The following is a 22,300-nucleotide window of genomic DNA, read 5'->3' on the forward strand; positions in this document are numbered from 1 at the left end:
GGAAGGGCGACAACTATTACTTTAGCTGTCGCCCTTTTTATCAGCAATTACATGTTCGACTTTAACTTTTAATTTCATCTGCAATCGTGGGTTCTACAAGATCTTTTCTTCGATAAACATTTAAAATGAGTCCTAAAACAGCAGCGTAAAAGAGTATCGCACTACCTCCATAACTAATAAAAGGCAGAGAAACCCCCATTATAGGCACGACTCCAAAGCTCATCAAGATGTTCCAGGTAGTAGGGACCGCAAACAATGTAGCACCACCTATTACTATCAATCTCCCATAGAGGTCCTTTGTTTTAAACGCATTTTTTGAGATTCTTGATATAAATATCAGTAGAATCAAACATAGAACGAATCCGAAAGCCCAACCAAGAGAATAGACGAGGAAGGGAAAAGCAAAATCTGTATGTGCTTCTGGTAACAATTTAAAATTCAACTCGTTGGAAAGTCCGTTACCGAACCATCCCGCTTCTGATAGGACATTCCTAACCGCCTTATACATATATCCTGCTCCATTTGAATCGGCAGTAGGGTTTATAAAAGCAGATAATCTAGTTAACAAATAACTTTGACGTGAGGTCATGTAGAACATACTAATGAAAATAATACCAGCCAATAGATTTGTTAGGGCCAGATTTACAGCTAATTTCTTATGGATTCGAGCGAAAGCAAACATCCCAAGTATGCAGAAGAAGTAAATAATACTAACCATAAAGTCTGGCACCATCATGTAGAGCGAGATGGGAATCCAAAATAAAACAAAAAGGAAACCTTGTTTTTCCCAACTACGAAACTCATTTATTTTGTTAAAAATACCAGCCCAAGCAAGAAAAAAGAAAAATAAGCTCATCATGGTTCCATCGACCGTCAGGCCTGGGAGGGAAACCCACTTCTTTGCTCCGTTGGCCATAATTCCAAAAAGATGAAGATATATATGGATCAATAGGCCCATCGCATAAAAGTATATCCATCTGTTCTTTAATTTTTGGTAATCAATGAAAAGGAATCCAATGATTACTAGAATAGCCAGGGTGTACCAAATAGCCTGTCTCCCCATAAAATAGGTACCTGATAGGGAAAATTCAGGAATCCCATCAACTAACGGGAGAAAACTAATACCAGCAAAAAGAACAAATAAAACAATTAGAACCCAATCCATTTTCGGCTTATGTAGGGGATTTAATCTCTCCCCAATGGTAAATGGATTTCCCATTTCTTGAATCGCCTTTTCATCTGCATCCTCTTGAGACAACCCCCTCTTTTTGTACGATTGGCTCAACTCCTGGAGATGATTAGTAAGCTCTTTTTTTATCATATTGTGGACTTCCTTGGATTTCACTTTGGACGTTACTTTACTTAAAAATTCTTCAAATTTGGGAGAACTCATAAGGACGCCTCCTCTAGCAGGTGTTTAAGGGATAACTCTTGTTTTGATTTATCTTGTTTAAAGGCAGCTAAGTATTTTTTCCCTTTGGAATTTAAGGAGTAATATTTCTTTTTGTTTATCCATGTTGAAGCAAGAATTTCTTTATTTTCCAATAGATGTAGAAGAGTATATAGCTGCCCTTCATTTTTTTGGAAAGTAAGTTCATTTTTCTGAAAAAGTTGTGTAGAAATATTGTAGCCATCCTTAGTTTCATGCTGAACCGATTCCAATATAGCTATGATGGTTTCTACCTTCCAAGTATGAAATTGTGATTGAGATTGTCTCATCCGGATGGATTCTTTCACTGCATTTTTTCTTTCATTGGAAAAAGAAAAATCCTTGAATATTGTTTTTTTCATCGAACTCTTCAGGTTCGTCAATGGATCATTCATCTCCTAAACCTCCTCGATCATCTTGTCTTTTAATATTTCTTTCGCACGCTTTAATCTAGTTTTTATTGTATTTAGATTTACTGTCGTAATCTTGCTTATTTCGGCTAAAGATAGTTCTTCATAATAATGCAGAAATACGACTTCTCTGTACTTTAGAGGTAAATTCATAACAGCATTTGTTAAGATGTCTTCTTCACTATTCGCGATAACCTCCTCTTCAACCTGTTTTGATTTCGAAGGGATATACTCCCAAATTTTATCGCTAAGCGTGATTTTGCGATAATGCCAGCTTCTTAAGTAGTCCTTACAATGATTACTCGCAATTCGATATACCCATGTTTTTATTGATGACTGCTGATTAAACTGATTTAACTTTTCATAACACTTCAAAAATATCTCCTGCGTTAAATCTTCTGCTGTCGTCCGATTTTTAACATATGTATATACGAGATGCAGGATATCATCGCTATATTCTTGCATTAATTGATCAATTATTTCCTCTCTCTCAAGCAACATACTTTCATCTGTCACCGCCAGTTGTTTTAGTCCATTCACCTTATTATCACCCTCTCATATGTTTTAGACGTAGCTACCCTTCATCCGGTTTGAAAAAATAATGAATTTTTATCAGAGAAAAAATGGAAAAGGAACAACCTCTTATCGGATTGTTCCAGAATGTTGTATGTAGGTTAGATGGCTTATAATACTACTTATTCGATTAATAATATCTTACTTCTTAGAAGGAACTGCAAGTACAACAGCTCCTAAATTCAGAATTACTTATCGGCGTAAATCTGCGTTTTCCTGACGCTACCCCTTTTTTAACTATCCTGCCCCGTATGTTCAATAAGGAATCCAAAAAAGATGGTTAATTTCCCCTGGATCAAGCACCCGTTACTTAAAGAAGAGTGATGCGAGAATAAATCCGATTATGATTACAAGAATAAGTATCCCCGTGCCTTTCCAACCCAAACTGCCTACTAAATCCACAAGACTTCCATTGTTTGATCTATTAAAAGCATCGTTCATATTACCCATTGGATTTCTTTTCAGTTCTTCTTGTCTTAATCTCTCTCTCTTTTGCTCAGGAGTTTCTTTGTTATCTTGCATATAAACACCCCCTGTAAATTGACCAATCATCCCTAGAAAATTTAACCACAGTAAATCCATTACTCTTGTTAAACTAAACTGCCCCGTTTGTTTAATAAGGAATTCAACAAAAAGGTGCCTAATTGTTTTGAAAATTTCTGCTGGAGATTAATGTGTATCCAAATAACCGCTGGTCTATTGGTTCTCCTACTAAAATTTTTTGTGAGGAATGGATATTTGATGACGAGTTTTCTGTCACCGAATCTGAAATTTATGGGGAAAATACTCTATCATAAATTGAAAAGAGAACCTCGAATAAGAAAAACATAGGGAGATTTTAGTCTTCCTATGTTTTCATTCATATTATTTATCTGTTTGTTTTTGTTTCTTTTTCAAATATTCTTCACGCATTTTTTCAATTTGCTGCTTCTTATCAAATTTGGCAGGCGTCTGTTTTTCATGAAACTTTGTCACAGCTACCTTACCTTTGCTATCCAATTGATATTTTCCCACTTTGTTCACCTACTTTTCTTGTCCCCAAAGAGAATCTATTCATCAAATATAATATACCTTATTTTACTGAATTAAACCTTATTACTTTATTAGTAAATCGGTTTTGACACTCTGCAAAAGCCTCAATAATTCTATATATGTTTGATCAGTTCTCTTCTAAAGATCCAATTGTTCGGTAAATAAGGTTTAAAATATTAAAACAATCTAGGTCTATTCAATCTTTTAAATGGTTCTTAATGCAATTCGTTTCTAATTTACCCAATATGATTGAAAACCCTGCCATTCACCATAATGAAGCAATCCGATTCACTTTTGCGAATCGGACTGCTAATTTGGTTGCTCATTAAGTTATTGTAATCGAAAACCTAACCCGTTACTTTTTTTGGAAAGGTACTGTTTTTTCACATTCATCTACATAGGCCAATATTTACAGTGTTGATTATATCGTAGCGGACGGTAAGTTTTGGAACTGAATTTCCACTGATTTCTGAGTTTTTCTGGACACTCGGTTATTTCCAGAAGGAGAAACGAACCTTGGGCGTTGCTTGCCTATTTGTTGTATGCTTTATGGGGCGTCGGCCGCCAGCCGGAAGGGCTGGCTTTTCCCAAAAGAGGATCTTGAAAAGCAGAACTTTTCAACCAACTAAATTTTTACATTTACTGATTTTTTCGATAAAATGTTAACTAACTAACTATTTTTTAATGTAACTTTTAAGAAAGCAGGTGCTGATTTGAGTTTGAATGTAAGTGCGGCCAGGCAGCAGGCGCGGGCTATAGGCAATAATGCTGATACGGTAAAGGCGATTTCCAATCAATTGGAGTCTTTCCAATACAATTTAAATAGCCACTGGCAGGCTGAGGAAATGACCTATGTTAATCGGGCTTTCAACAGGATCCAGCAGGAATTATCTTCTATAGCCGTTACGCTAAATCAGTTGGAGTCGTCTATTATAGATGCGGCTGAAACGATTAGAAGAGAAGAAGAATTAGAGGAAAAGAGACAACAAGAAGAAGAAAAGAGGAAACAAGAGGAATTGGAAGCAAAGATGAAGCTAAGTGGTGGTATGAGATGAACAAGTTAAAGGTAGACATTGCTCAGTTGGAAAAAACAGCATCCAAACTTACTCAACAAGCAAAGGATTGCGAAGCTATTTATAACCAATTGGTTACTCTAACTGGAAGTACGGGCTCCGCCTGGGAAGGTGAAGATAGTCTTGCCTTTGTTGCCCAAATAAAAGGCCCCCTCGATGACCTTCACAAAATGCAATCGACAATGAAGGAGTATGCCGAGTTTTTACAGTATAGTTCCAAAACGTATCGCGATGCTCAGCAAGATATCATCGCTGCAGCTAAAAGCTTATAAGAGTTACTGGAAATGCCCATGTCCCTGATTTAAAGGGTTTCGTTTTCGGGCGCTATCTAATTAACCGAAACTAGAAAGGACGTATGAATTTGGCATACGCCCTTTCTTGATTTATCAAGGTTTCTACGAATCTTCATAAACTTCACATCATGATTTTTATAGATAATAAGTAATTTACCATTTTAAGAAAGGATCCGCACTTACTGGTTGGGGGATCAGGTTAAGCACCCCATCCGATAATAAACGAAAAATTCCGCTTAATTAGTAATTATGATTAAAAAAGCTTAAATAGACGGAGAGATTCCGCTTATTTACTCAAAACATATAAAAACGGATGCTTTTACTTAGGCTTAAGCGGAAAAACTCCGCTTATATACACCGATACGAGCTCCATTCTCCATATAAGCGGAAAAGCTCCGCTTATTTTATTTTTGCTGATTACTTGATCAATACGTTAAGTCGTCGATGCTGATGATGCAGCTGCCTGGTCAGCCTTCACACAATCAATTGCGACAACGAGGGCAATAATGACGGCTTCCATTTCTTCGTTGACAATTTGGACCTTGTAGCTATCGCCCCAGGTAAACCATTCTTTGCTTACTTGGCCGACGACCTCGCCATGCTGCAGAATTTGAAAATCCATGTCCCACCAATTCCCCTGAACTTCAATTCCTGCCGCATCAATCGTATAGCGTGCCTTAAAGAAGGAAAATTCCTTTTTAATGGTTAACACCTCTCGGCCATTCACTTCAACAAGAAACTGAGGCAAAAAGCTGAACATCTTTTTCGTAATGAGTGCAACTTCATCTCTTGCAGTATTCATGATGGAGAAAGTCTTGGGTATTTTCATAAAACTTCCCTCCACATAGTACACATCCCTCTCCTGCTGATCTTTTACAGTAAATTTGCCGCTTAGGCTGAACACCTTCTGCTTTATAAAAAGCTGCTTCATCTCTACCCCTCCTTGGTATTAAGACACATCTGTTTCAGCTTTCTTATTTACCTTTTTGGCTTTAAGTGCTTTTCGCTCTGCTCTTGATAATTTCCGCCGGCCTTTTGGTTGCTCCTCCGCTTTAAAATCTGCAGGATAAAAGAAAACAGGCAATACAAATGTGATAACGAGACCGACTAAATACATGGAAGTTATGATATAAATCTGTTTAACTTTATCATCCAATAACCGCATAATCAGACCTTCCGTAGGGCGTGCGTCGGCAGGGATTGCAACGAAGACAATGATTGCGGCAGTAATTATAAACGCTTTTCCAATCCACGATTCAGCCGGATTATGTATTCCTTCCGCAATGACTTTTGTTTTTGTAATAAGGAAAAATAAAAGCAACAGGTAAGTGCCCAATGAGATATAGAAGAGGATGGTACCAAAAGATAAGAAAAATAATGGCATGACTGCATGAAGGCCAAAGTTTAATATCATAAAAAACCCTATCATTCGCTGGTGGGATTGCCTATCCACTCCGCTACGCCAACTACGCCAGCCAGCGAATAACTCCAGCAAAAGAAGAATGGTAAAAAGAATAAAAAGCAAGAATGAGGAGACTATTAAACTGACCATCGGAGTTATGATTAGATACATAGTGATAGGGCCGATAACATTACCATAATTCAGGTAGTTCTTAAATGTCCTCTCTACCTCTTGAATTTCACGCAAACATACAGTCCTCCTTCCTATAGGAAAATAACTGAATTTCTTCCATTATATCTTAATACGCATTTTGATTAGAGAAGATTCAGTTTTTTACTTCAATGCAGTTGTTTACATAAAAAGTCATATGTTCAACCACACCACTATTTGTGATATGATACTCCGATATATCAAAATAAGGGTTTGGATATGTCAGAAATCTAATTAGAATTACATACTGGTACCTCTCATATTAATAATTAATTGGTTGATTTTTCATTACGTTATATGGGGGAATTGTATGAAAGTTTTCAATAAAGTCATTGTCGTAACAGGTGCTGGGGGCGGAATTGGGAGAGGGCTCGTTTGCCAGCTTTTAGATAAAGGAGCTAAGGTCGCAGCCATCCTCCATAAATCCGGGATAGAGGAAATAAAATCGTTATCCAATGCCTATGGCGACATGATTTCAATACACATGGCTAATTTAGCTAACAGAGATGATGTGGAAAAGCTGCCAAAGGAAATCATCGCCACCCATGGATGCATAGATGGAATTATTAATAATGCTGGAATTCTTCAACACTTTCGCACCGTGAATGATCTTGATTATGAACAAATTCAAAGGGTCATGGATGTCAATTTTTACGGTACGCTCTATATGTGTAAATCGTTCTTGCCATACCTTTTAGACCGGCCGGAGGCGCACATTGCAAATGTTTCAAGCATGGGTGGATTTCTTCCGGTGCCGCTTCAATCGATTACTCAGCTTCAAAAGCTGCCGTCAAAATGTTAACTGAAGGCCTTCATGCAGAGCTCAGAGATACCAATGTAGGCGTCACGGTCGTCTTTCCTGGTGGAGTCGACACGAATATCGTCCAAAATTCTGGAATCCAAATAAATAGAGATGCTGTTGGCAACCATTCCTATAAAATGCTCAGCGCAAATGAAGCAGCTGCAATCATTATTAGATGGATCGAAAATAATAAATACCGAGTATTAGCCGGTAACGATGCAAAAATAAGGGACTTCCTATATCGCTTAAATCCAAAAAAAGCATCCGACATCATTGCTAAGAAGATAAAAACACTTTAAAAGAAGAAAGTTAGTTTTTCAAATAAGGTGGATACGTTCTTGTAATTAGTTTGAGAACTAACCCTTCATTGATTTAGATTATGACTGCTGTTCAACCTTACCTCCAATTGTCTAGAGAACCCTAACCTACCTATCCCCACGATTGGTCAATAATTTCTTTTCTTTAGCTAATCTGTGCATTCAATAGGCATGTCCCTTTTAATTTCAAACATTTTATTTCCCCAGTTATAAAGGGTCTATAGGTTTCAAATCAGGCAAAATATGTACCCCCCCCTTTACACCTCTTTACCAAAATAGGAAAATATTCACAAAATGTCGAATATTGTGTTAAAATGATGGTAAAAGTTAACTTATTTGGGGGTTTTGGTAAATGTACAGTGCAGGCATACTTGGTATTGGAGTAAACATCCCAGAAATAGTCATAACTAATGAAGTGTTAGCACAGCGGTTCGGTATTACGGAAGAAGAGATTTTTATGAAGACAGGCATTTTGGAGAGACGCTACGAATCTCCTTTTGCTTCTCTTACGGATATGTGTGAAATCGCGGGTATGCGTGCGATAGAAGATGCTGGTGTCAACTCTAGTGAAATAGACATGGTTATTATCGGAACAAACACTCATGACACCCATATCACGGCTGCGTTAGTGCAGGATAGAATTGGGGCAACACAATGTGCAGGTCTAGACCTTCACTCGGGATGTTCTAGCTTTATCACAGCCTTGGCGACAGGGGCGCAGTTCGTCCAGACAGGGTTATACAAAAATGTGTTAGTAATTGCCGTCGACAAATGCTCTTCCCTCTTAAACCCAATGGACAAAAAGACAGCCCTTTTGTTTGCTGATGGTGCTGCGGCTGTTGTCCTAGGACGAGTAGGAAAAGACAGAGGGATCCTCGGGATTAATATGCAGATGGACGGAAGCGGAGGAAAATACCTACACCTTGATGAAAATAAGTACATTAAGATGGACGGAAGAGCCGTTTATGAATTTGCTGTCGATAGAATTCCAAAAGCGGTGTATAAAGTGTTGGAAGTATCAGGGCTCAGTCTGTCAGATATAAATTTTATAGTGCCGCACCAATCCAATCTACGGATCATCGAAAAGGGCATTGAGAAACTAGGGTACCCAATGGAAAACGTACACACCAAAACAATTCAATATTATGGAAACTCGTCAGCGCCCACCATAGCAATCGGACTATATGAGGAAGTAAAGGAAGGTAGGATAAAGGACGGGGATTTGGTTGTTCTTGTAGGTTATGGGGCAGGCTTCGGTTGGGGATCAGTGGTCCTTCGCTGGGGAAAGTAATCATTCAAAACTACCTTCAAGCAACTAGCCCTTTCGCCATAGATAGATTAGTTGTGGACTAATTCGCTAGTTTACACATAAAGAAGGTTGTATCTTGGAGGGTCTTCTTCCAAGATTTTTTATTTTTTTAAAAAAGATCATTTGCTATTCTATTATTTATAAATTTTCTAAGAGTAATATCCCTACATATCGATATTATCAGCTCAATTTTGTCCATATTTTTTCGGAAGAATTCCCCTCCCCTCGAGATCTTCTGAACTTCATAAACAGTTGTAAAAATACGAAAACAATGTTAACGTATTGTTTATTGGCATCTGGTATACCAGATGCCAACAATAAATATTGTAACTTCCAACTTTTATAATAAAGGATGAAATTGATGAGTTTCTCAAAGGCAGAACAACCCCAGTCATTTAAAGATCATGCCTATAAAGAAATTAAGAAAGCAATTATACAGCACAAGGTCGAGCCTGGATCGATGTTATATGAACGTTCTCTTAGTGAAAATCTTGGAATTAGCCGGACCCCATTAAAATTGGCTTTGCAGCAGCTGGAACTGGAAGGCTGGATTCAATCTGTTCCTAGAAAAGGTATTGTCGTCCAATCGATTAATAAACACGATGTCGATGAAGTTTTTCAACTGCGAAAGGCAAGTGAAGTTTTGGCCATCGAACTACTTATTCCTCTTGTCGATGACGAGACCATCAATAAAATTGAGGATGTAAATAATCACCTATTAGAGATTAAGGATGAGCCTATACGATTTATGTATGCTGATTCATCCTTTCACTTGTTTCTTGCAGAGCTAAGCCAAAACCGCCGGCTGTATCAATTAACCCAAAACCTCACAGACCATGTTAATTGGTATGGACTTGTTGCCTTAAAGGCGGGAATAGACTTAAATGAGGTTTATTTGGATCACAATTTAATTATTGATGGCTTAAAAGCGAAGGATATACGCCAAACAGCAGATGCTGTTTTGAATCATCTTGAAAACTCTCATCGCACAATAATAGCAAATCTTGTGGAGTGAAATGCTTTAACGGCATGTTCGTATTCGAGCCTATTCATTTATAAGAAAGAAGGGAAATTAGTTCCAAATAGAGGGACAACAAAACATGAAAATTCTTGCGATTGTTTTACAAATTGGTTTATTATATCTGTTTTCCTTCATCGGAACTTTTATCCAGAACATGTTCAACCTGGTCATTCCGGGGAGCATTATAGGGCTTTTATTGCTATTTATTTGCCTATGTTTAAAAATTGTTCCAGTGAAGTGGATTGAAAATGGATCAGTCTTTTTACTCGGTATATTAATGTTATTATTTATTCCTACAACTGTTGGTATCATGAACTATCCTTCGTTACTTTCCATTCATGGTGCATTGCTTGTTGTTGCCATATTAGTAAGCACAATTATTTCAATTGCCATTGCAGGAACAGCAATTCAATTTTTAGAGAAAAAAGCACAAAAAAGAAAGGATGATAAAGAATGCAGCAAACCCCTCTCGCATTCTTCATGATTTTACTAACCGTTGTTGTTTATTTTGCAATGGCCAAATTATATAAGAGGTATTCCTATTTTTATTTCTTGCCGATTGTAACAACGACACTCCTGCTCATCAGCATCCTTTTATTCTTTGATATTCCATATAAGCAGTATATGAATGGCGGGCAATGGGTTAATTCCCTTTTAGGACCGGCGGTTGTAGCACTTGCTTATCCTTTGTATAAACAACGCGCCTTTTTAAAAAATCATTTATTCACCATTTTAAGCGGGGTTCTAATTGCCACGATTTCAGGAATGGTCAGTATTGCCCTCCTCGCTAAGATACTGGGGATAAATCACACATTAATTCTGTCGATCATTCCCAAATCCCTTACTACACCTGTTGCCATGGAGGTCGCTATAGGATTGGGAGGCAATGCCTCTATAGCCATTTTTAGTGTTATCATGGCAGGGATACTTGGTGCAATAGCAGCCCCTGCTATCTTTAAATTTATGCGAGTGCATAGCCCTATTGGCAGGGGAATCGCTCTTGGCAGTGCCTCACATGCAATAGGAACATCTAAAGCTGCCGAATACAGTGAACTCACTTTTTCAATGAGTTCGGTTGCAATGGCATTATGTGCAATCATCGGTACTTTTATAGGACCAATTGTTGTGTGGGCTTTTCATTTTTAAGAAATTCTCTCGACATATAAAATATAGATTTAAGAAGTCCAATTTCCTTTTTACGCTCTTTGGAAATTGGACTTCTTATTTGGCAAAAGTGGACACAGCTAATGCTTATATCTTTGAAAGAATCAGTTTTTCTTTAGGTTGTGAACAAAATTTTAGAAGGAACCATCCTATTTGGATATTGTATTATGGCGAATAAATGGTTGAAGCAGGTGGTTCTAATTGGGGCTTCCAAGTAGTTAGATTTTCTATTCAAATTTGAATATTGAACCTGAACTCTATGAGATTATGCACCAGCAAATGAATTTAACAGCAAAATTTACTAAATAATCATCTAAACATACATCCGGGAAACACATAATTTTTGCCACTTATTCTTTTTATAGAAAAGGCCTGTAGGGAACATATCCACTACAAACCTTTTTGCATTGATTAATAAAATGAGAATATGATAGATATGAATGCAAATGAATCGCATAAGGAATGGGGGATTGTATGATCCAGCTATCAGGGTTCCCGTTTCAACAGAAGGAAAATTGGCACCTTGGGAGTATTGAAAAAACAATTATTCAACAGATGCAGAGTGCTCCCGTCTTGTATTATTATAATTCCGAGTATGAATTATTGTTTGAACTTAAAGTGCGGAAGAACATTATCCAAAGTGCGAAGGAAATGAACGAAAGTCAAGCTGAGTTTACCTACTTTGAATATGCCCGCTGCAACCCCAGGTACTGGCAATTAACTAGGGCGGGCGGGTTCTTTTTAAGACCCGATGTGCAACCGGCTGATGCAATTCTGGATATTTATCGGAACAGTTCACTGTATGCATTTGAATGTGCAACAGCTATTCCAATCATCTATTACCATGCCGTATTGAATAGTATTGGCAGCAATTTATTTAATTCGTTGTTTCGAAATCTATATCTTTACAGCTGGCATACGGATACTGACGTTGGTATCATTACCTTTTATTCCGATCATTTTATACCCGGAGATGTCTTGTACTTTAATAATCCTGACTTTGATCGAAAAAAACCACAGTTCTTAGGTATTAATGCTGTTGTTCTTAATGATGGCAGATTGTTTGGACATGGATTTAATATAAGGTCTTCACAAGAAATGATTCAAATTCTAAATGAAAAAAGAAACCCGGACAGCCAGCAATCAGCTTATCTAACAAAATTGGTGACAAGGCCTTCTTTTAAGTATTTATTCAGAGTGGCCAGCTGGTTTAGAAACAGCAGAGCATACAAACTGCAGCGTCCGATTGTGCACCATAACAAAAATTCCATTTCATATGCTCACTATCTTTATTATTCACTGTAGTACCTAGTCATTTCACAACCCGTGACATTTACCCATTTTTTAATAGACGGGCTCAAAACACACCTCCCAGAGTACTATATAGAGAAATTCCTTACATGAAGGGAAGTGTGATAATGTATCCAAACCTTAACGCACCACCGACTCTTGGTGCTAATGTTCCTCCAAATATTGGTCCGAATGTTGCTCCAAATGTCGCCCCAAATATTGCCCCTATTGCTGCGCCAATGCCTACCTATACAGCTCCTGTTTATGATTATGGATGTGCAGCCCCAGCTTATAGTTATGGCTGTCCTACTTATCGTAATGATTTTGTTCTAATTGTAGTATTGTTTATTTTACTAATCATTATAGGTGCAAGTTGTTACAGCTATAGCAAATGCTAACTGCAATGCTTAGAAGTGAAAAAGATTTATTTTTTATATTAAACAATCTAAGGGCTTGAGGAACTTTCCTCAAGCCACAATTTTTTTAACAAAACTTATGGTATTGGTGCTTAAAATGGAGAATTCCTCCTTATAGAGCCAATCTGCCACGTTCAACAAACTCTAATGTTATTTTACTACTTTATTTTGGATATACTTTTTTAAACCGTTCACATACAACTAACATATTTGGTGAGAATTCTAAATCGTATTCTTCTAATAATGAGGTAAAGAACTTTTCGTGTGCGTCCCACCAAAACTGATAATCCCCTTCACCTTCTGCTAAAGCAAATTCCTCTGTTACCTCATTCATCGGAACAACTCCAACCGATTGGATTTGAATGATTGCAACTGGCTCTTCCTGACCACCTAAAATAATATAGTATTCACCAATTTGAGGTATAGCTTCTTTTTCTAATTCATAAAACACAAAACCTGAAGTTGTCGCTGTCTTCTTTCCTTCAACAACTAAATCGGCTAACAATTCAGCCGAAGCTCCAAATTGAAAAGCATCTTTATATTCGATTCCTTCCTTATGATTTTCTACACAAAAATCTTTCCAAAAATGTTGTAGCCTATCCATAACCCATTCATCCTTTACTAATTGCCGCTAACCTGCCTATTGTTCAATAAAAGGTTGCAGTAGTTTTTTCATATATGACTTGTCCAGGGGTAGCACCTCTGCTGGTTGAGGTCAATTATGCTAAATATTATATTGGTTGTTTAAATGAATTTAATTTTTTTAGTAGTATTTTTTGGAATTTTTTTTGATATTTATCATAATAGGTTTTCTTTTTCATCTTTTTACTATTAAGTGTTCCAATCACAAAACGAACATCTTCATCTTCCATAATTAAGTTTTTGAATTTATCATCATCAAGATATTTTTGAAACCATTGATATTCTTTTAAAAAGTAAATATTCCTCTCTATTTCTTCTTCCGTCACCTCTTTTGTAAAGGGAAATATAAGTGCACCTAAAGAACCTAAAAGGTCAAACAGAGTTCCCACTATTCCACCGCCCTAATCCAATATTCATTTATATCTTCTACGAGAAATTTTCAGAAAAGTTTCCTTATAACCTGCAACAAAGGTTAAATACCCTTTAATTTTAGAGAAAACAAATAAAGGTGGGAAACAGCTCCCACCTTTACTATATAATTTTCATTATTTATATCAGGACAGCCTTCATTTTCCGTTTTTTAATCCAATACATTACATCTTCTTCCTTCAGTCAACAACTACTGTTGCTTCGAACGGTGTGTCTTCACTGGAGTTGCCAAGGTATACCTTATATTCGCCAGGCTTTACCACAAAGTCGTGTTCGTAGTAGTCCCATACACTCATTGGATGATTCGTGGATGCCGGATCGATGGTAATGGTAACCTCTTTTGACTCTCCTTGTTCAAGGAATACTTTCTGGAATCCAACCAAGCGTTTAGGCGGCTGACCTGTAACAGGAATGCCAAGATAGACTTGGACAACCTCTGCTCCTGCAACCTTCCCTGTGTTGGTCACGGTCACTTGTACTGTGATTGGAGCCTTGCCGTTAGACTGGGATGGTGTTACCGAGAAGCCGGAAAGCTCAAACGTTGTATAGGACAGGCCGAAACCGAACGGGAATAGCGGCTTTATTCCCTGCGACTGGTACCAGCGGTAACCCATGTTAAGGCCCTCGGAATAACGGATAACCGGGAAGCCTTCACCTTCGTCGATTCCAGGATAGCGCTCAGGATTGCCAGCGTACAAAAGATCTTCCTCTGATGCTGTGTAGGTTGTAGGCACTTTGCCGGAAGGATTGACAACACCGAAGAGCAAATCTGCAACAACATGGCCATCCTCAGTACCCTGGTTCCACGCTTCCAGAACAGCCGGCGCCTTTGAGATCCAAGGCATCAGTACCGGGCTGCTGTTCTTCAAAACTACAACAGTATGCGTATTGACATCCAGGAGTTCGTCAACCATGCGGTCCTGTTCATCCAGCATGTTTGGAGTTGGTAAATCCGCACCCTCGGATGCGACCAAACCAGCCATCAAGATGACAAGATCTGCTTCGGCAGCTGCAGACTTGGCCTCTTCCAGGTTCGACAAGTCTTTGGCTACGGTAACCTTGCTTACCTTTGCGTCAGATCCAAGTCCTTGCAGGACATCCTGCATTCCCTCTACCGGCGGTACAGTATAAAGCGGGTCGACCTTGGAAGAGCCACCGCCGCCATTGCACGCATCATCGACGTATTCAGACTGGCCGATAATCACGATGGATTTATAAGCATTCGGGTCAAGCGGCAGGATACCGCCATCATTTTTCAGAAGAACGGCTGTCTGGGCGCCGATTTTTCGAGAAGTATCTCCATGGGCCTTCGCATCAATGACACCTGGGTTGTAAGGACGCTCGAATTGTTCGAAACGGAACATCTGAGTGAAACGGCGGACAAGAGCGCGATCTACAGTTTGGATTTCAAGACTCGTATCCTCGAGTGCATTCTTGACGTTCGTTTCGTTTAACCATTTGGCGTCCGGCATTTCATGATCTAAGCCTGCATTCAGCGACGGAGCAGCAGAGCGCGTTGACCAGAAATCGGATTGCACGTAACCTTCGAAACCCCACTCTTTGCGGAGAACGTCATTAAGAAGATAGCGGTTCTCAGTTGCATAAACGCCGCGAACTCGGTTGTATGCGCTCATGATTGCAGCAATCTTAGCATCTTTGACCAGCATTTCAAACGGCAGCAGGTACAATTCCCGAAGAACGTGCTCATCGACTTCGACACTGGTGCGGAAGCGCTCATATTCCTGATCGTTAACCACAAAATGCTTACCCATCGCAATCACGTTATGTGCCTGAATCGCCTTCGTTACTTCGACACCCATCACCCCGGAGAGGTACGGATCTTCAGAGAAGTACTCGAAGTTACGGCCGGCAATCGGAGTCCTGTGCAAGCAAACTCCCGGGCCTTCAAGAACGTGCTGGCCAAGTGTCGCTGTTTCCGAACCAATAATGTCGCCGTAATCATGCGCAAGCTCCGGATCAAATCCGGCAGCGAGGGCAATGGTCATTGGCAATGCGGTAGCAGGTGGACTCGGATGTCCATCGCCCATGCCGACACCAACAGGGCCGTTGGTGATTCGGAAACGCGGGATACCCAGCTCTTCAATCCCCTTCACATGGCGCTGTACTTGAAGCTGTGCCATTAGTTTTTCTTGCTCCTCCGCATCCATTCCATTCATTTCATCAGCAGTCGGCAAGGCATAGATATTGATTGTCTCCATTGCGCCGTGAAGCTGGGCAATCTTCTGTTCCAGAGTCATCGCTGCTACGAGCTTTTCAGCACGTTCACGCGGAGACAATGATTGATCCATCCATGGGAACGAATTTGTATCCGACTCTTTCAGTTCTGAGTCAAGCTGTTCTTTAGTCATAGTCGAAATCGCCTCTTAACTTTTTAATTTTAGGTATACTAGTATACTAACATACAATGTAAACGTTTTTCTATTAAAGTGAAATCGTTGTCATTCCAATCACCTTTAAAAAATGGATTAACAATGAAATTTAGTCTGGCTTCGGCTTTTTGAATGAAAAGTGACTTTGATTAGAAAAATTAATCGATAAACACTTGATTCGGTCATCGGGTTGAGAGAATCCCCTCCTGTAACACGCGGGTAGCTAAACCAATCAGGACAACTTTTTCGATATACAGGACACCTTTTTAGATTTTCATGACATTTCCCGGATTATTCAGGACATTTCCCAAAAGATTCAGGACAGTTTTTCGGATATTCAGGACAAACCAGTCCACCGACACTGTTCATTCAAGTAAGCTATGTTATTCTGAAACTATAAAGCTATGGGTTCTTAAATTAGTATTTCCACTTTGTATACCTTTTATGATAAAAGGATTTTGGGGAGGTAGTTTGATTGAAAAAGTTCTATCTTTTTCTATTAATTTTAAGTTTTTCTATTATTACCATTGCTTGTTCAGGTAAAACACAAAGCGATATTGAGGCAGAAAAGGAAGGAATACTATCTCGGGATGAAGCGGAAGTAATGATTTGGGATACCCTTAGCAAAGAGGAAAAAGAAAAATATACGGTCGATTACGAGAAAGAATCTGGCACCAAATATTATCTTAGAATTTATGGGGTTGATGGAGAAATTAAAGTAAGATCTAGGTATACTATTGATTTTAATACTAAAGAAATTAATAAATTAAGCACTAACTGATTTCGTAGAATTAGATTGGACATCTAATAAATAAGCTTGCCTTGCCTGGATTATAAAAAAGAACCCGCTCTTCTCTCTCAGCGAGATTGGAGCGGGTTTTAATTTGTTTATTGCTTTTCTCAATTGAGTACTATTTCGTTCTCATACTCCTGTTATCCGAAATTCCACCAAGATTTGGTCTATTAAGCCAGCTTTTTTGAAGAGATTTCAGTACCTATAATTTTTAATGATCTCAATAAATAAATGAATAGCTTCCGGAAAAACCCCTTCGTCAATATCGAATTTAGGATGATGATGAGGATACATACTCTTCTCTCCATTCATGCCTACATATATAAAAGCCCCAGGTTTTTCTTGTAAATAATAGGAAAAATCCTCTGAACCCATTACTGGTTCGACTAGCTCAAATACGTCATTACCAAATGTTCTCCTAATAAGGGATTCTACAAATTCAGATTCTTTTGGATCATTAACTAGCGGCGGCGTTCCAATAATAAAATCGACTTTAGCTGTGGCGCCGAATGCCTTGCAAATACCTTCCGTCAATTGAACCATTTGACTTTGAATGGTCCGAACTGCTTCCGGTGATAACGTCCTAATCGTACCAATGATCTTAGCAGAATCAGGAATAATATTGTAAGTTGTTCCTGATTCTATTTTTCCAACTGAAATAACACTTGGGTCCATTGGATTCACTTTACGGCTTATGATGCTTTGTAATGATTGAATAACATGTGTTGCGATATAAATCGGGTCAACTGTTTCATGTGGCATGGATCCATGGCCCCCATACCCTTGTACTATTATTTCAAAGTCATCAACCGAGGCCATCATCGGACCTGGTTTTAAACCGATTTTCCCCTTATCCATTCCTTGCCATAGGTGAATACCAAAAATGGCATCGACATTTTTTAAAACCCCTTGCTTGACAAGTTTATCTGCCCCACTCGGTGAAATTTCTTCAGCTGATTGAAAGATAAGTACAATATTCGGTTCTATGTCGTTTGTGTTTTTTGCTATCCATTCTGATACAGCTAAAAGAATAGCCGTATGACCATCATGTCCACACATATGAGCCACACCGGGAATTTTCGAACTAAACGGCTTATCGCCTTCTTCCATAATTGGAAGAGCATCAATATCGGCCCGTAAGGCAATTGTCTTGTCTCCTTTTGTTCCTTTGACAAAACCAACTACACTTGGCGGCTGGAAATCCAAGATTTCAATATTTAACGCTTCTAGCCGGTTGCGAATAAATTTACACGTTTCATATTCTTCCCCGGATAACTCTGGATGCTGGTGAAGATAACGGCGGTCTTCTATTGCTTGTTTTACTAATTGTTCATTCACGAGTTAAATCCCCTTCTTTTTAAAACGGTCCATTGCGCAAAAACAAGTGCAATGATGGCAATAACAAATTGTACATTGTACATACCTGCAACCGCAAGCTCTGCAATAATAGTATCAGGTTGGAGAGGGTATTTGAATACCCTCCCTAACCTAATAAAATTTGGTTTTTTATTATTAAGAAGACCTGAGTCCTTGAACAGAAAATCCCATTTTGTAAAAACAAGGCATAGGTGGAAATTATTCAGCTTGTTCCAACATATTAAAAGTATTAAAATAAGCACCATGTCCATAGTGGAAACTCAATCTAATTAAAGGGGAAAACAATGAGAATAAAACTTTCATGCCTTCTTTTCATCCTCGTTCTAATTCTTTCAGCATGCGGCCAAGAAAAAATCGAAGGCTCTATGACTTTGCTTAATCAAAATAAAGAAGAAATATCCTTCCCCCAGGATAAACCCACGTTGTTCTTTTTCCTTACCACGTACACCTGAACTCATTGCCAAACGCAACTGGTTCAGTTGCATGAATATATTCAAGAACTAGATGACTTGGATGTCAATATGTATATCGTAAGCGGGGATACTCCAGAAGAACAACTCCTGTTATACAATGCCTTAAAAGAAAGGTTCGGCTACAGCTTACCTTTCGTTTCCGATCCCAATCTAGAATTAATTGATCTTTTTGGCATGAAAAATGGTGATGCTGCTTACAGAGGTTACGGACTTTTAGATACCGATGGAACAGTTGTATTCTATACGGTAAATGACTTGTGGGGAGAACAATTCGACAAGACGGTAAAAGAAATTAAAGCGGAATACAAAGCTATAGAACAATAATTAAGATTCTTATGGCCGTTTCGGCAGGCTAGAAATAGGAATCCCTTAGACTGCTGGCAAACTCGAAAGAAAAATGAGCTTGCCAGCAGTCTTTTTTTAACTCTTTAATCCTCACTAGCCAAGTCAGTCCTTCGCATTTTGCACAAATCTACTTTAAATATTGCAAAAAGAGTGACCATTATTCTCTAATACAATTCTTGCCTTTTTAATTGAATGACTTTTAACGAGCAGGTAATCTGTATTAAAAGTTGAAATAGCAAAGATACTGATTTTATTTTCGGCTAATGTAGTAGCTAACGAAGATAATATTCCAGTTAAGCTAAAGTCTAAAATGCCCTCTACTTTTATACACTTCCAATCATGTTCAACTTCGATAATTTGCTCATTAGTGGGTAAACATTCGGAAGGACATACGACTGACAATTCCTCATGGGTGCGAGTAATGGAAAATACCTCGCAGTTCAATGCCCATAATGGTATTGTTTCTGCTGGAGGAAATTTTATAACGGAAAATGTTGAATCAATAATTTTTAATTTCATATATTCAGCACTCCCTTTCGAAGTTATTTTACCATCTTTCTTTTTAACTCCTAGTTTACTAAACTCCCCTGTTTAAAACGAAAAATAAACGAAGCAGGGACATCCCCTGCTTCCACCTAACCTCTATTTACTTTCACGCTCTTTCCTTCTCCCTGATAGCATCGACTTTCTCAGGCGTAAGGATGATGTCACCAACCGATGCTACCCTGCCCCATTCATCTTTAAAGACGAGGTGCTTCCGCTCAAATTTAACAGGGGAATCAATGCCCGCCGCGGCTGCAAGATTGAACAGGCCCTCGCGCAGCGAAATGACATAGTTGGCCACCCGGTACATTTTTTCCTCGATCACCAGGCCGTCCTGAAGCTTCGGATCAGTCGTTGCGACTCCCGCGGGGCAGGCGTTTGTATGGCATTTGCCCGCCATAATGCAGCCAACACTAATCATAAAACCGCGTGCGATGTTGACAAGATCGGCACCCATCGCGAGTGCAATTGCGATTTTGTCCGGTGTAATCAGCTTGCCGGATGCAATAAGCTTCACTCTGCCCCGTACGCCATACTTTTTCAGCATTTCATCAACGACCGGAAGCGCCGATTGAATTGGAAGCCCGACTGCATCGGCAAGTTCCTGGTAGGTGGCGCCGGTTCCGCCTTCCCCCCCGTCAACGCTGATAAAATCAGGCCCCATTCCGGTATCCTTCATAATCGAAGCCATCTCTTCAAGCGAATCAAGATCCCCGACAACAATTTTGATTCCAACTGGCTTTCCGCCAAGGTCCCTCATTTTCTCCACAAACTCAAACAATTCATGGTAGTCATTGAATTCATAGAAACGGTTCGGGCTGTTGATTGTTTTCCCTGGTTCGACGAGGCGGATTCGCGCGATTTCCTCGGTTACCTTATCACCTTCAAGATGGCCGCCGCGGATTTTCGCTCCTTGGGCAAGTTTAAGTTCAAATGCTTTTACCTGTTCAATTTCACTTTTCCGCTTGAACTCTTCCCAGGAAAATTCCCCGCCCGGTGTCCGTACTCCAAACAATCCCGGTCCAATCTGCATGATAATATCGGGATTCCCTGCCAGATGATAATCGGACAGCCCTCCTTCCCCGGTATTCATCCATGTCCCGCCTGCCAGGGCAAGCCCATTGGATAGTGCGGTAATCGCATTTTTTCCGAGCGCGCCGTAGCTCATCGCCGACTGCCCGACAAGACCCTTTACCTTGAACGGTTTCCTGCACGAATCAGTGCCAATCACAACAGCATCCTCATCTGTCAGGAAAAAAGGATCTACCTGTCTTTCTTCACGGTGCTCCTTCCGGGTAACCAGTCCTTCTTCATCGACTTTATAAACCATCGTATTGATTTTCTGGCTGTTATCGATTCGCAGTTCTTCCCGCTGTTTCGGGAACATGCTGTTCCTGATATAATAGCCGCTTTTTGAAAAATCGCGTTCCGACCCGAAGCCAATCAAACGCTCCTTGTATTTACCCGCCTTGACGATATCCTCGAATTCTTTTCTTGGGAAAGGCGTGCCTTCAAGATTACTCTGGAACAAATATTGCCGGAGCTCGGGACCAATTTGCTCGGTCATATAGCGGATTCTGCCAAGAAGCGGGAAATTCCTAAGAATTGAATGCTGCTTTTGTGTGTCGTCCTTCCGATAGAGATACGTCGCTGCCGCTGCTGCTCCCAAGACGGCCGTTCCTTTTAAAAATGCCGGAAGAAACTTTTTCTTCTCTGCCATCGTATCACCCTTCGTTTATTTTCTAGGATTCTATAATTCTGTCAGCGCCTGGCCGATTGGTGTTTCACCCGCTGTCACGGTGATTGTTTTACCAATCGTTTTTTCCTCTTCCAGCGCTTCGACTAGTACCGATGCGAGATCTTCCTTTGGAATTTCCCCTTCTTCAGAGGTGAGTGTTTCCGAAACAGTCACTTTCCCTTTCCCCGGCTTGTCCGCAGGCGTGGTAGGCCTTATGATGGTATAGGCAAGGTCTTCCTGCCTCAATAGTTCTTCCGGCATTTGTTTCGCTCCGATTGTACCGGTTCCGCTAATGTCACTTTCCTCGCCCTTTAATGCACTAAGCAAGACAAAGCGCTCCACCCCGTGCTTCACAGCCGACTGAATCGAACTAACAACAAGTTGATGGTCAATCAATATCGGCTTGCTCTCCCCGGTCCTCGGGCTTGCCCCTCCTAAATAGATGACGGCATCACAGCTTGAGAAAGCGCCAGAAATCTCATTCTCATCTGTTAGGACAACCTCCGTCGCACCAAGCCTCTTCAATTCTTCGGCCCGGTTTTCAGAGCTTGCCATCACGACCGTCTGATGCTGCTTTTCAGCCAGCAGCTTAACAACGTGTTCCCCTGCCAAATCATACGTTCCTATCACAAGCACCTTCATCGTATTCCTCCTAACTATGTTTGTTGCTTACGCCTTATTCCTTAACCAAGACACCTTTGATTCCGCTTCCTCTTTAAAAAATACTAAAAATTCAAAATTTCTATCCCTCAATGCAATATTCCACCTTTACCCGCTTATAAACGAAAAAGCTTGGTTTTACTTCAATGGCTCTGTTTCAACCCTTAAA

23 protein-coding genes and 2 pseudogenes are annotated in these 22,300 nt (G+C 39.6%); 11 read left to right on the forward strand and 14 right to left on the reverse strand.

The genetic code is table 11. From position 1 onward, the window contains the following. Nucleotides 1-61 precede the first annotated feature (61 nt). The 5 genes from AM500_RS19115 to AM500_RS25950 form a co-directional block, all read right to left on the reverse strand. Nucleotides 62-1,393: an FtsW/RodA/SpoVE family cell cycle protein gene (locus tag AM500_RS19115; protein ID WP_053600655.1), complete on the reverse strand. Its 1,332-nt coding sequence runs from the start codon at nucleotides 1,391-1,393 to the stop codon at nucleotides 62-64. Continuing rightward, on the reverse strand, nucleotides 1,390-1,824 hold the full coding sequence (locus tag AM500_RS19120; RefSeq protein ID WP_053600656.1) for a PadR family transcriptional regulator: 435 nt from the start codon (nucleotides 1,822-1,824) through the stop codon (nucleotides 1,390-1,392). Before AM500_RS19120 ends, AM500_RS19115 begins: the two co-directional genes overlap by 4 nt. Nucleotides 1,825-1,827: 3 nt before the next feature. Further along, complete coding sequence (locus tag AM500_RS19125) at nucleotides 1,828-2,340, reverse strand: sigma-70 family RNA polymerase sigma factor (RefSeq protein WP_053601795.1); 513 nt, start codon at nucleotides 2,338-2,340, stop codon at nucleotides 1,828-1,830. Between the two features lie 378 nt (nucleotides 2,341-2,718). Continuing rightward, nucleotides 2,719-2,934, reverse strand: a complete 216-nt coding sequence (locus AM500_RS19130; protein ID WP_053600657.1) for a DUF6366 family protein — start codon at nucleotides 2,932-2,934, stop codon at nucleotides 2,719-2,721. A gap of 342 nt (nucleotides 2,935-3,276) precedes the next feature. Continuing rightward, on the reverse strand, nucleotides 3,277-3,426 hold the full coding sequence (locus tag AM500_RS25950) for a hypothetical protein (protein ID WP_053600658.1): 150 nt from the start codon (nucleotides 3,424-3,426) through the stop codon (nucleotides 3,277-3,279). Between the two features lie 731 nt (nucleotides 3,427-4,157). Here AM500_RS25950 and AM500_RS19140 point away from each other — a divergent pair. Together AM500_RS19140 and AM500_RS19145 are read left to right on the forward strand one after the other, a co-directional pair. Beyond that, the gene (locus tag AM500_RS19140) at nucleotides 4,158-4,499 is read left to right on the forward strand and encodes a hypothetical protein (RefSeq protein WP_053600659.1); all 342 of its coding nucleotides are present in this window, start codon (nucleotides 4,158-4,160) and stop codon (nucleotides 4,497-4,499) included. Then, nucleotides 4,496-4,789 (forward strand): WXG100 family type VII secretion target, encoded by a 294-nt coding sequence (locus AM500_RS19145; protein WP_053600660.1) that lies wholly within the window; start codon nucleotides 4,496-4,498, stop codon nucleotides 4,787-4,789. The genes AM500_RS19140 and AM500_RS19145 overlap by 4 nt, the downstream gene beginning before the upstream one ends. A gap of 454 nt (nucleotides 4,790-5,243) precedes the next feature. Here AM500_RS19145 and AM500_RS19150 read toward each other — a convergent pair whose 3' ends face one another. Both AM500_RS19150 and AM500_RS19155 read right to left on the reverse strand, forming a co-directional pair. Continuing rightward, nucleotides 5,244-5,741: an LURP-one-related/scramblase family protein gene (locus tag AM500_RS19150; protein ID WP_053600661.1), complete on the reverse strand. Its 498-nt coding sequence runs from the start codon at nucleotides 5,739-5,741 to the stop codon at nucleotides 5,244-5,246. Nucleotides 5,742-5,759: 18 nt separating this feature from the next. Then, on the reverse strand, nucleotides 5,760-6,458 hold the full coding sequence (locus tag AM500_RS19155) for a hypothetical protein (RefSeq protein WP_053600662.1): 699 nt from the start codon (nucleotides 6,456-6,458) through the stop codon (nucleotides 5,760-5,762). Nucleotides 6,459-6,732: 274 nt separating this feature from the next. On the opposite strand from AM500_RS19155, the pseudogene AM500_RS26165 reads away from it, so the two are divergent. The 7 genes and pseudogenes from AM500_RS26165 to AM500_RS26455 all read left to right on the forward strand — a co-directional run bounded on the left by AM500_RS26165 (nucleotide 6,733) and on the right by AM500_RS26455 (nucleotide 12,723). Further along, a pseudogene (locus AM500_RS26165) lies at nucleotides 6,733-7,523 on the forward strand (SDR family NAD(P)-dependent oxidoreductase). A gap of 370 nt (nucleotides 7,524-7,893) precedes the next feature. Then, nucleotides 7,894-8,832 (forward strand): 3-oxoacyl-ACP synthase III family protein, encoded by a 939-nt coding sequence (locus AM500_RS19165; protein WP_053600663.1) that lies wholly within the window; start codon nucleotides 7,894-7,896, stop codon nucleotides 8,830-8,832. A 379-nt stretch (nucleotides 8,833-9,211) separates the two neighbouring features. Next, the gene (locus tag AM500_RS19170; RefSeq protein ID WP_053600664.1) at nucleotides 9,212-9,865 is read left to right on the forward strand and encodes a GntR family transcriptional regulator; all 654 of its coding nucleotides are present in this window, start codon (nucleotides 9,212-9,214) and stop codon (nucleotides 9,863-9,865) included. Between the two features lie 85 nt (nucleotides 9,866-9,950). Further along, a complete protein-coding gene (locus AM500_RS19175) occupies nucleotides 9,951-10,355 on the forward strand; it encodes a CidA/LrgA family protein (RefSeq protein WP_053600665.1) in 405 nt (134 codons plus the stop codon). Beyond that, nucleotides 10,325-11,017 (forward strand): LrgB family protein, encoded by a 693-nt coding sequence (locus AM500_RS19180; RefSeq protein ID WP_053600666.1) that lies wholly within the window; start codon nucleotides 10,325-10,327, stop codon nucleotides 11,015-11,017. The genes AM500_RS19175 and AM500_RS19180 overlap by 31 nt, the downstream gene beginning before the upstream one ends. A gap of 492 nt (nucleotides 11,018-11,509) precedes the next feature. Beyond that, the gene (locus AM500_RS19185; protein WP_053600667.1) at nucleotides 11,510-12,340 is read left to right on the forward strand and encodes a protein-glutamine gamma-glutamyltransferase; all 831 of its coding nucleotides are present in this window, start codon (nucleotides 11,510-11,512) and stop codon (nucleotides 12,338-12,340) included. Between the two features lie 224 nt (nucleotides 12,341-12,564). Beyond that, nucleotides 12,565-12,723: a YjcZ family sporulation protein gene (locus AM500_RS26455; RefSeq protein WP_156319946.1), complete on the forward strand. Its 159-nt coding sequence runs from the start codon at nucleotides 12,565-12,567 to the stop codon at nucleotides 12,721-12,723. Between the two features lie 181 nt (nucleotides 12,724-12,904). On the opposite strand, the gene AM500_RS19195 is transcribed toward AM500_RS26455, so the two are convergent. The 3 genes from AM500_RS19195 to AM500_RS19205 all read right to left on the reverse strand — a co-directional run bounded on the left by AM500_RS19195 (nucleotide 12,905) and on the right by AM500_RS19205 (nucleotide 16,181). Continuing rightward, on the reverse strand, nucleotides 12,905-13,345 hold the full coding sequence (locus AM500_RS19195; protein WP_053600669.1) for an ASCH domain-containing protein: 441 nt from the start codon (nucleotides 13,343-13,345) through the stop codon (nucleotides 12,905-12,907). A 127-nt stretch (nucleotides 13,346-13,472) separates the two neighbouring features. Then, the gene (locus tag AM500_RS19200; protein ID WP_053600670.1) at nucleotides 13,473-13,772 is read right to left on the reverse strand and encodes a hypothetical protein; all 300 of its coding nucleotides are present in this window, start codon (nucleotides 13,770-13,772) and stop codon (nucleotides 13,473-13,475) included. 219 nt (nucleotides 13,773-13,991) lie between these two features. After that, entirely contained in the window at nucleotides 13,992-16,181 is a 2,190-nt protein-coding gene (locus AM500_RS19205) for a beta-glucosidase family protein (RefSeq protein ID WP_053600671.1), read from the reverse strand. 496 nt (nucleotides 16,182-16,677) lie between these two features. On the opposite strand from AM500_RS19205, the gene AM500_RS19210 reads away from it, so the two are divergent. Continuing rightward, the gene (locus AM500_RS19210; RefSeq protein WP_053600672.1) at nucleotides 16,678-16,983 is read left to right on the forward strand and encodes a hypothetical protein; all 306 of its coding nucleotides are present in this window, start codon (nucleotides 16,678-16,680) and stop codon (nucleotides 16,981-16,983) included. A gap of 207 nt (nucleotides 16,984-17,190) precedes the next feature. On the opposite strand, the gene AM500_RS19215 is transcribed toward AM500_RS19210, so the two are convergent. Further along, nucleotides 17,191-18,333: a M20 metallopeptidase family protein gene (locus AM500_RS19215; protein ID WP_053600673.1), complete on the reverse strand. Its 1,143-nt coding sequence runs from the start codon at nucleotides 18,331-18,333 to the stop codon at nucleotides 17,191-17,193. Nucleotides 18,334-18,839: 506 nt separating this feature from the next. Here AM500_RS19215 and AM500_RS19225 point away from each other — a divergent pair. After that, nucleotides 18,840-19,169 (forward strand): annotated as a pseudogene (locus AM500_RS19225) (redoxin domain-containing protein); the annotation flags it as partial. 153 nt (nucleotides 19,170-19,322) lie between these two features. Here AM500_RS19225 and AM500_RS19230 read toward each other — a convergent pair. From AM500_RS19230 to AM500_RS19240, 3 genes are all read right to left on the reverse strand, one after another. Next, nucleotides 19,323-19,709 (reverse strand): ACT domain-containing protein, encoded by a 387-nt coding sequence (locus tag AM500_RS19230; RefSeq protein WP_053600676.1) that lies wholly within the window; start codon nucleotides 19,707-19,709, stop codon nucleotides 19,323-19,325. 133 nt (nucleotides 19,710-19,842) lie between these two features. After that, complete coding sequence (locus AM500_RS19235; protein ID WP_082347303.1) at nucleotides 19,843-21,453, reverse strand: FMN-binding glutamate synthase family protein; 1,611 nt, start codon at nucleotides 21,451-21,453, stop codon at nucleotides 19,843-19,845. A gap of 30 nt (nucleotides 21,454-21,483) precedes the next feature. Beyond that, a complete protein-coding gene (locus tag AM500_RS19240; RefSeq protein ID WP_053600677.1) occupies nucleotides 21,484-22,113 on the reverse strand; it encodes an NAD(P)H-binding protein in 630 nt (209 codons plus the stop codon). Between the last annotated feature and the right edge of the window lie 187 nt (nucleotides 22,114-22,300).

Origin of the sequence: Bacillus sp. FJAT-18017, from assembly GCF_001278805.1 — a bacterium.
Classification (GTDB): domain Bacteria; phylum Bacillota; class Bacilli; order Bacillales; family Cytobacillaceae; genus Bacillus_D.

Excerpts from the sequence above, each read along its gene's own strand:
- AM500_RS19115 (WP_053600655.1), bottom strand. The coding sequence starts at position 1,393 with ATGAGTTCTCCCAAATTTGAAGAATTTTTAAGTAAAGTAACGTCCAAA.
- AM500_RS19120 (WP_053600656.1), bottom strand. The coding sequence starts at position 1,824 with ATGAATGATCCATTGACGAACCTGAAGAGTTCGATGAAAAAAACAATA.
- AM500_RS19125 (WP_053601795.1), bottom strand. The coding sequence starts at position 2,340 with ATGTTGCTTGAGAGAGAGGAAATAATTGATCAATTAATGCAAGAATAT.
- AM500_RS19130 (WP_053600657.1), bottom strand. The coding sequence starts at position 2,934 with ATGCAAGATAACAAAGAAACTCCTGAGCAAAAGAGAGAGAGATTAAGA.
- AM500_RS19145 (WP_053600660.1), top strand. The coding sequence starts at position 4,496 with ATGAACAAGTTAAAGGTAGACATTGCTCAGTTGGAAAAAACAGCATCC.
- AM500_RS19150 (WP_053600661.1), bottom strand. The coding sequence starts at position 5,741 with ATGAAGCAGCTTTTTATAAAGCAGAAGGTGTTCAGCCTAAGCGGCAAA.
- AM500_RS19165 (WP_053600663.1), top strand. The coding sequence starts at position 7,894 with ATGTACAGTGCAGGCATACTTGGTATTGGAGTAAACATCCCAGAAATA.
- AM500_RS19170 (WP_053600664.1), top strand. The coding sequence starts at position 9,212 with ATGAGTTTCTCAAAGGCAGAACAACCCCAGTCATTTAAAGATCATGCC.
- AM500_RS19175 (WP_053600665.1), top strand. The coding sequence starts at position 9,951 with ATGAAAATTCTTGCGATTGTTTTACAAATTGGTTTATTATATCTGTTT.
- AM500_RS19180 (WP_053600666.1), top strand. The coding sequence starts at position 10,325 with ATGCAGCAAACCCCTCTCGCATTCTTCATGATTTTACTAACCGTTGTT.
- AM500_RS19185 (WP_053600667.1), top strand. The coding sequence starts at position 11,510 with ATGATCCAGCTATCAGGGTTCCCGTTTCAACAGAAGGAAAATTGGCAC.
- AM500_RS26455 (WP_156319946.1), top strand. The coding sequence starts at position 12,565 with ATGCCTACCTATACAGCTCCTGTTTATGATTATGGATGTGCAGCCCCA.
- AM500_RS19195 (WP_053600669.1), bottom strand. The coding sequence starts at position 13,345 with ATGGATAGGCTACAACATTTTTGGAAAGATTTTTGTGTAGAAAATCAT.
- AM500_RS19205 (WP_053600671.1), bottom strand. The coding sequence starts at position 16,181 with ATGACTAAAGAACAGCTTGACTCAGAACTGAAAGAGTCGGATACAAAT.
- AM500_RS19230 (WP_053600676.1), bottom strand. The coding sequence starts at position 19,709 with ATGAAATTAAAAATTATTGATTCAACATTTTCCGTTATAAAATTTCCT.
- AM500_RS19235 (WP_082347303.1), bottom strand. The coding sequence starts at position 21,453 with ATGGCAGAGAAGAAAAAGTTTCTTCCGGCATTTTTAAAAGGAACGGCC.
- AM500_RS19240 (WP_053600677.1), bottom strand. The coding sequence starts at position 22,113 with ATGAAGGTGCTTGTGATAGGAACGTATGATTTGGCAGGGGAACACGTT.